Genomic DNA, 8,731 nt, shown 5'->3' with positions numbered 1-8,731 from the left:
TCGTCATGATCCGAGACTATGGCGTGGATCCCGACCTTCGCGGGATGACGTATAGAGTGACCGGCGTTTTTGGTTTCTAGAGCATGTCACCGGGCACGGCGTAGAGGGGATCCTGACCGGCGGTGACGGCGGGCAGCAGCGCGGCGGCTTGCGGCGCGATCTGCGTCACGAAGACATTCGCCGTCGCGATCTTGGCGGTCAGGAACGCCTCGTCCTTGCCGTCCGCCAGTCTGCGCTGCGCCTCCCCAGCCTGCTTCGCGAGCAGCCAGGCGCAGATCGTGTGACCTGCCAGCCGGCAGAAGGGCTGCGCGCCGGCGGCGGCATCGTTCGGGTCGCGTCCCTCGGCCGACAACCAGCTTGCGCCGTCGACGAACGCCTGCACCGCGCCGGCCAGCGCCACGCGCATCGCGGCCGGCACACGCTCGACATCGGCGCGCATCTCTTCCGCCAGCGCGCGCCAGTGCGCGCCGCCGTCCATGTTCAGCTTTCGCCCGGTCAGGTCGAGCGCCTGAATGCCATTGGTGCCCTCGTAGATCGGCGCTATGCGCGCGTCGCGGTAATGCTGCGCGGCGCCCGTCTCCTCGACATAGCCCATGCCGCCATGCACCTGCACGCCGAGGGAGGCCATCTCCACGCCCATATCGGTCGCATAGGCCTTGGTGATCGGCGTCAGCAGATCGGCGCGGCCCTTGGCGGCGCGGCGCTCATCCCCCTCCGGCAGGGCATGCGCCCGGTCGACCGCTGCTGCATTGGCATAGGTCAGCGCGCGCGTGCCCTCCGTCACCGCGCGCATCGTCATCAGCATCCGCCGCACGTCAGCATGCTCGATGATCGGTGCCGGCGTTCGGGCCGGATCGCCGATCTTCGCCGACTGCACCCGTTCGCGCGCATATCGGGCCGCCTGCTGGTACGCCCGCTCCGCAATGGCGACGCCCTGCAGCCCCACATTGATGCGCGCGTGATTCATCATGGTGAACATGGCGCGCATGCCGCCCAGTTCCTCGCCGACGATGAAGCCGGTGCACGCGTCATTGTCGCCATAGCTCATGGTGCAGGTCGGGGAGGCGTGGATGCCCAGCTTTTCCTCCAGCCCCACGCATGTCAGGTCGTTTCGCTTCGTGAAATTGCCGTTCTCGTCGGGCAGGAACTTCGGCACGACGAACAGACTGATGCCCTTCGTACCCGCCGGCGCGTCCGGCGTGCGCGCCAGGACGAGGTGGACGATATTGTCCGCGACGTCATGTTCGCCCCAGGTGATGTAGATTTTCTGGCCCTTGATGCGCCACGTGCCGTCCCCCGCCGGCACCGCCACCGTACGCAGGGCGCCGACGTCGGACCCGGCCTGCGGCTCCGTCAGGTTCATCGTGCCGGTCCATTCGCCGGAGATCAGCCGCGTCAGATAGGTTGCCTGCAAATGCGGGGAGGCATGCGCCGTCAGCGCCTCGATGCTGCCAAGCGTCAGCATGGGACACAGGGAAAAGGCCATATTGGCGCTGGTCAGCTGCTCCTGACAGGCCGTCGCCAGCGCGAAGGGCAGGCCCTGCCCGCCATGTTCCGCCGCGCCGCCCAGCGAGCCCCAGCCGCCCTCCACATACTGGCGATAGGCTTCCCGAAACCCATCCGGCAGCGTGACGATGCCGTCCTTCAGCGTCGCGCCGACCTGATCGCCCACGCGGTTCAGCGGCGCGAAGACGCCGGCAGCGAAGCGCCCGGATTCCGTCAGGATCGCATCGACGAGGTCGTCGTCCACCGCTGAAAAGGCGTCCAGCGCCTGAAGGGAAGCGAGGTCGGCGGAGGTTTCCAGCGCGAAACGCTGGTCCCGGATCGGCGCGGTATAGCTCATGACCGCCTTCCCTACCCCTGCGGCCGCTTTCCCGCTAGAGCGCCGCCCCATGGCCGACACATCGCCGCAGATCGCCCGCCCCGACGAGGAGGGGCTGGACCGCGCCGCCGCGCTGCTGGCGGCCGGCGATCCGGTCGCCATGCCGACGGAGACGGTCTACGGCCTCGCCGCCGATGCGTGCGACGGGGAAGCGGTGGCGAAGATCTACGCGGCAAAGGGGCGCCCCAGCTTCAACCCGCTGATCGCGCATGTGTCGGGGCCGGAGATGGCCGCCCGTTACGCAGCGGTGGACGAACTGGCAGCGGATTTGATGCGGCGATACTGGCCCGGGCCGCTGACGCTCGTCCTGCCGGCGCGTGCAGGCAGCGGCCTCGCCTCCATCGTCACCGCCGGCCTGCCGACGGTCGCGCTGCGCATGCCCGATCATCCCGTGCCGCAGGCGCTGATCGCGCGGCTCGGGCGCCCGCTCGCCGCGCCGAGCGCCAACCGGTCGGGCAGCATCAGTCCCACGCGCGCGGAGCATGTCGCCCGCAGCCTGGGCGCGGCGGTGCCGCTGATCCTGGATGGCGGGGCGTGTTCGGTCGGTCTCGAGTCCACCATCGTCGCCGTGACGGACGGAGCCTTGCGCCTGCTGCGTCCCGGTCGCATCACGGCGGAAGACCTCGGCGTCGATCCCGCCCCGCAAACGGCCCAGCGGATCGAGGCGCCCGGCATGATGCTGAGCCACTACGCCCCCGCGAAGCCGCTGCGCCTGAACGCCGAAACGGCGCGGGACGACGAATTCCATATCGGCTTCGGCAGTGTCGCGGGCGACTTCAACCTGTCGCCGGGCGGCGACCTCGTGGAGGCGGCGGCAAGGCTGTTCGCCGCCCTGCACGCCGCCGATGCCAGCGACAAGAGCGCCATCGCCGCCGCGCCGATTCCGAAAGCGGGACTGGGCGCGGCCATCAACGACCGGCTGACCCGCGCGGCGCACGCGTAACCGGGACCGCTGCGCGGCGGACCCTCCGGGTTTCGACCGCCGCGCGACGACTCTCCCAAGTCTTAGACCGCTGCGCGACGACCCTCCCCCGGCCCCTCCCTGACCAGGGAGGGGAGAAATGGCGCGTTCCCCTCCCTGGCAAGGGAGGGGTTAGGGGAGGGTCGTACGCCGGGAGGAGGATAGAACGCCGGAACGCGCCGCCGCTCCCCCTCCGCACCTACCAGATCTTCACCCGGCTCTCCGGCGCCAGATACATCGCCGCACCCGGTGCGGGGTCATACGCACCATACCAGGGGTCGAGGTTGCGCACGACCCAGACGCGCTGCTCCGATGGAGAGTGCGGGTCGGTCAGGAGGCGCTGGCGCAGATTTTCCTCACGGTATTTGCGGCGCCACACCTGCGCCCAGCCCATGTAGAAGCGCTGATCGCCCGTATAGCCGTCGATCACCTCCGGCTCCGCGCCGTTCAGCGAATGATGATAGGCGTCGTAGGCGACCGTCAGGCCGGCAAGGTCGGCGATGTTCTCGCCCAGCGTCAACTGACCCTGCACGTTCATGCCGGGCAGCGGCTCGTACGCGTCGTACTGCGCCACCACCTGATCCGTCAGCGCGTCGAAGCGGCGCGAATCCTCCTCGGTCCACCAGTCGGTCAGCGCACCGGTCTTGTCGAACTTGCGGCCCTGATCGTCGAAATGGTGGCTGATCTCGTGGCCGATCACCGCGCCGATGCCGCCATAATTGACCGCCGGGTCGGCATTCGGGTCGAAGAAGGGCGGCTGCAGGATGGCGGCCGGGAACACGATCTCGTTCATCGAGAAGTTCGCATAGGCGTTGATCGTCATGGGCGTCATGAACCATTCGCCCCGGTCGATCGGCCCGCCCAGCTTGTCGAGCCGGCGCTGGTTCTCGAACTCGGCCGCGCGCATGGCGTTGCCAACGAGGTCGTTCGCCTCGATGCGCAGCGCGGAATAATCGCGCCATTCGTCCGGATAGCCGATCTTCGGCGTGAAGGCGGCCAGCTTCGCGCGGGCGCGCTGCTTCGTCTCCGGCGCCATCCATTCCAGGCCCTGGATGCGGCGATCCATGGCGGCGATGACATTGCCGACCAGCTCGTCCGCGGCCGCCTTCGTTTCCGGCGGGAAGTAGCGGTCGACATAGACCTGTCCGACGGCCTCGCCCAGAATGTTGCTGACGAAGTCGGCGCCGCGCTTCCAGCGCTCCTCGTTCTCCGGCGTGCCCGACAGGGTGCGCTGGTAGAAATCGAAATTCGCGTCGACGAACGGCTGCGACAGATAGGGCGCGTAGCTTTCGAAGGTGCGGGCGACCAGATGGTCCTTCAGCACATCGAGCGGCGTATCGGCGATGACCTGCGCCGTTCCCTCCAGCGCGCTCGGCTGCGCGACGATCACCTCCGCAGGTGCGGCGCCATAGGCTTCCAGATAGGCGCTGTAGTCGAACCCCGACGTCCTGCCGTCGAAGTCCGCCAGCGCGACCTTGTTGTACGTCTTGTCCGCATCGCGGCTGTCGACGCGCGTCCAGTGCGCCTCGGCCAGCTTCGTCTCGAAGGCGAGCACGGCATCCGCGCGCGCGGCCGGATTGTCCATGCCGGCAAGCTGGAACATGCGCGCCAGATGGGCGCGGTAGGCTTCCCGCGCCTCGGTCAGGTCGGCGTCGTCCGCCTTCAGATAATAGTCGCGGTCCGGCAGCCCCAGCCCCGCCTGCACCAGCGTCAGCGCATATTGCGTCGGCGCCTTCGAATCCTGATCGACATAGGTGCCGACCGGTCCGATGACGTTATAGCGTTCGCCCTTGCCGACCAGCGCGGCATAGGCTGCCTTGTCCTGGATCGCGGCGATCTCGCCCAGCCATGGGGCGAGCGGCGTCATGCCGGCGGCCTCGATGGCGCTTTCGTCCATGAAGCTGCGGAATGCCCGGCCGATCTTCGAAGACGGGTCGGTCTGCGCCTCCTCCAGAATTTCGTGCACGCGCGTCTGCGACAGTTCCGCCAGACGCGTGAACATGCCGTAATTCGACTTGTCCGACGGAATCTCCGTCGTCTTCATCCAGTTGCCGTTGGCATAGGTATAGTAGTTCTCGGCCGGCTGTACGCTCTTGTCCATGCCCGCCGTATCGAAGCCGAAGGTGCCCAGCTCCGGCCCTGTGGTCGCCTGCGAGGGGGCGGTATCCGCCTGCTCCATCGTGCCGCTGCCCGTGTCCTCGACGGGTGCGCCGGTGGTTGCGCACGCACTCAGCATCGATGCGGCGAGAAGGAAGGGAATCGTTCTGGTCATGGAGACTCCTTAGAGGGACCGGGTGAACCGGCGCGAACTGCCCCCGCGCCGCAATCATGTAAGGAGATTTAGCAATAATAATCCGCGCGGTCCAAGCGCATTGCTCGCGGAGGGCAAAAACGGGACCATGAGACGAGCTCCCGTCATGCCGCCGAGCGGCGCCTTTCCGGCTCCCCACGTACGGCCTGCACACACGCATGGCGACAGCGACGGTTGACCGATCGTGCAATAGGTGCGAACGCTTCGCATTATCGCATTCAGGAGGGCCGCGATGCTGAAAGCCGATACCATGACCCGCCCGCCCCAGGGCTGGACCACCCTGCCGCCGGAAAGCCGCGCGCTGTTATGGGCCACACGCCACATGGTCATGTGCTGGCCGGGATGCCCCTCCGTCACCGCCGCCCTGATCGAGGTTCTCGGCGAGGAGGCGATGGGTGGGGAGCATCTGCTGCGCTGCCTGATCGTGGGCATTTCCCGGCGCGCGCACCGGCGCATCGAATTCGGCAGCCCCGCCTGCCGTCAGGTGCTGCCGGACGAGGAGCTGCTGCTGGAGGCGATCGGCCTGGACGGGGCCGAACCGGCACCGGATGCTCTGCGCCTGCTGACCGGATGCGGCAAGGCCCCGGCCCTCGCGCCGCTGACAGCGGAGCTGCGCCGGGTCTTCGCACAGGCGCATCGCCCTTAGAGATTCTGGCCGTGGCGGGCGGCATCGTCTTCGGGCGGTTTCGCTCTTGGGGGCGGTTTCGCTCTTGGGGGCGGGGCGGCCTTCGCCTACATAGCCCGTCATGCCAGCCGACACCCAAAATCATCTCTACCTGGTCGATGGATCGGGTTACATCTTTCGCGCCTATCATGTGCTGCCGCCCCTGACGAACAAGGACGGCGTTCCGGCGGGCGCGGTCTACGGCTTCTCCAACATGCTGTGGAAGCTGATCGACGAGCTGAACGACACGGACGGCCCGACCCACATGGCCGTCATCTTCGATGCGTCCTCCCACACCTTCCGCAACGACATGTACGACAAGTACAAGGCGCAGCGGCCGGAGCCGCCGGAGGATCTGAAGCCGCAATTTCCGCTGATCCGCGACGCCACCCGCGCCTTCTCCGTCCCCTGCATCGAATCGCAAGGGGTGGAGGCGGACGATATCATCGCCTGCTACACCCATGCGGCAAAGGCGCTCGGGTGGAAGGTCACCATCGTCTCGTCCGACAAGGACCTGATGCAGCTTGTCGACGGCGAGCAGGTCGACATGCTCGACACGATGAAGAACAAGCGCATCGGCCCGGCCGAGGTGGAGGAAAAGTTCGGCGTGCCGCCCGGTAAGGTCGGCGAGGTGCTCGCGCTGATGGGCGACAGCGTCGACAATGTGCCGGGTGTGAAGGGCGTCGGCGTCAAGACGGCCGCTCGTCTGATCGGCGAATATGGCGACACGGAAACGCTGATCTCTCGTGCCGCCGAGATCAAGCAACCGAAGCTGCGCGAGAACATCCAGAATTCCGTTGAGGACATCCGCATTTCCCGCCAGCTGGTCGAACTGTTCTGCGATTGGGAGCTGTCCGAGCCGCTCGAGGATTTCGCGCTCAAGCAGCCGCCCGTCGAACCGCTGCAGGCGTTTCTTGAGCAACACGGCTTCAAGTCGTTGCTGGCAAAGCTCGGCGTTCGCGCATCCGGCACGCCAAAGCCCGTCGCCGCCGACACGCCCGTCGCCCCCGAGCAGATCCCCTTCCAGCATGAGGATTACGAGACGGTCACGACCATGGACCGGCTGGACGCGTGGATCGCGGAGGCACGGGAGATCGGATGCGTCGGCTTCGACACAGAAACGAACGACCTCAATTGCATGCGCGCCGACCTTGTCGGCATCAGCCTTGCGACGCGCCCGGGCCGCGCCTGCTACATCCCGCTTGCCCATGTGTCGGACGAGGGGCTGCTGGGGGAGGCGCCGCAGCAGCTGGACCGGGATGCCGCGCTCGAAAAGCTGCGCGTCCTTCTGGAGGATCCGGCCACCCTCAAGATCGGCCACAACATCAAGTACGACCTGCTCGTCCTGCGCAACCGGCACGGCATCGACGTCGCGCCGATCGAGGACACGATGCTGATGGGATACGTCCTCGACTGCGGCAAGCATGTCGGCGGGCAGTACGGCCTCGACCCGTCGGCGCAGCGGGAGCTTGGGCACGAGACCATTCCCTTCAAGGCGGTCGCCGGTGCCGGCAAGGCGCAGGTGACCTTCGACAAGGTGCCGTTGAAGCGCGCCACCGAATATGCCGCCGAGGATGCCGACGTCGCGCTGCGCCTCTACGGGGCGTGGAAGCCGCGCCTGTGGCGCGACCGCATGACCACCGTCTACGAACGGCTCGAGCGGCCGCTGGTGCCCGTGCTTGCCCGCATGGAGGAGCGCGGCATCGCCGTCGACCGCGCCGCACTGTCGCGCCTGTCCAGCGATTATGCCGCGCGCATGGAGGCGCTGGAGGCGGAAATCCACGAACTGGCCGGGGAAAGCTTCAACATCGGCTCGCCCAAGCAGCTTGGCGACATTCTGTTCGGCAAGATGGAGCTGCCGGGCGGCAAGAAATCATCGAAGACCGGGGCCTATTCGACCGACGTCGCCGTGCTGGAGACGCTGGCCGTCGACGGTTTCGACCTGCCGCGAAAGGTGCTCGACTGGCGCCAGCTGTCAAAGCTGAAATCGACCTATGCCGACGCGCTCGTCGCCGCGATCAACCCGTCGACGAACCGCGTGCACACATCCTTCACGCTCGCCGCCTCCACCACCGGCCGCCTCGCCTCCTCCGACCCCAACCTTCAGAATATCCCGATCCGGACGGAGGAGGGCGCCAAGATTCGCGAGACGTTCATCGCGGAACGCGGCAATGTCCTCCTCAGCGCCGATTATTCGCAGATCGAACTGCGCCTCCTCGCCCATATCGCCGGCATCCCGCAGTTGAAGCAAGCGTTCGAGGACGGCATCGACATCCACGCCATGACGGCGTCCGAAATGTTCGGCGTTCCCGTCGAGGGCATGGAGCCCGGCGTGCGGCGCGATGCGAAGGCGATCAATTTCGGCATTATCTACGGCATCAGCGCCTTCGGCCTTGCACGCAATCTTGGCATCGAGCGGGACCGCGCCGCCGACTACATCAACCGCTATTTCGAGCGCTTCCCCGGCATTCGCGACTATATGAACCGCACGAAACTGCACGCGCGGGAGAAGGGCTATGTCGAAACGCTGTTCGGCCGCCGCACGCACACGCCGATGATCAAATCCAGCCGCCAGAACGAGCGCGGCTTTGCCGAACGCGCCGCCATCAACGCGCCCATCCAGGGCACCGCCGCCGACATCATCCGCCGCGCCATGGTCCGTATCGAACCGGCGCTGGCCGCCGAGAAGATCGAGAGCGCGCGGATGCTGTTGCAGGTGCACGACGAACTCATCTTCGAGGTGGACCCCAAGGAGGCGGACGCCGCCGGGCGCGTCATCAAGCGCGTGATGGAAGAGGCGTGCCAGCCCGTTCTGACACTCGACGTGCCCCTGGTCGTCGAGGTAGGGACCGGCGAAAGCTGGGCCGCCGCGCATTAAGCCGGAACGCCCCTCCGCAGACAATCGAAGAGAGA

The 8,731-nt window shown here is 67.0% G+C and carries 5 protein-coding genes; 3 read left to right on the top strand and 2 right to left on the bottom strand.

Annotated features, from left to right (window positions below; translation table 11 throughout):
* Nucleotides 1-76 precede the first annotated feature (76 nt).
* Complete coding sequence (locus C725_RS14185; protein WP_008603870.1) at nt 77-1,843, bottom strand: acyl-CoA dehydrogenase; 1,767 nt, start codon at nt 1,841-1,843, stop codon at nt 77-79.
* A gap of 49 nt (nt 1,844-1,892) precedes the next feature.
* Between C725_RS14185 and C725_RS14180 the strand changes: the two genes are divergently transcribed.
* Nucleotides 1,893-2,825 carry an L-threonylcarbamoyladenylate synthase gene (locus C725_RS14180; RefSeq protein WP_008603869.1) on the top strand — a complete coding sequence of 311 codons (933 nt, stop codon included), beginning with the start codon at nt 1,893-1,895 and terminating at the stop codon, nt 2,823-2,825.
* 217 nt (nt 2,826-3,042) lie between these two features.
* Here C725_RS14180 and C725_RS14175 read toward each other — a convergent pair whose 3' ends face one another.
* Nucleotides 3,043-5,115, bottom strand: a complete 2,073-nt coding sequence (locus tag C725_RS14175; RefSeq protein WP_008603868.1) for a M13 family metallopeptidase — start codon at nt 5,113-5,115, stop codon at nt 3,043-3,045.
* A gap of 271 nt (nt 5,116-5,386) precedes the next feature.
* On the opposite strand from C725_RS14175, the gene C725_RS14170 reads away from it, so the two are divergent.
* Nucleotides 5,387-5,800: a hypothetical protein gene (locus C725_RS14170; RefSeq protein WP_008603867.1), complete on the top strand. Its 414-nt coding sequence runs from the start codon at nt 5,387-5,389 to the stop codon at nt 5,798-5,800.
* 100 nt (nt 5,801-5,900) lie between these two features.
* Nucleotides 5,901-8,696: a DNA polymerase I gene (gene polA, locus C725_RS14165; RefSeq protein ID WP_008603866.1), complete on the top strand. Its 2,796-nt coding sequence runs from the start codon at nt 5,901-5,903 to the stop codon at nt 8,694-8,696.
* Nucleotides 8,697-8,731 lie beyond the last annotated feature (35 nt).

Origin of the sequence: Pacificimonas flava (genome assembly GCF_000342165.1) — a bacterium.
Classification (GTDB): domain Bacteria; phylum Pseudomonadota; class Alphaproteobacteria; order Sphingomonadales; family Sphingomonadaceae; genus Pacificimonas; species Pacificimonas flava.
The sequence above is the reverse complement of the archived record's forward strand: the minus strand, read 5'-3'. Positions and strand labels throughout refer to the sequence as shown.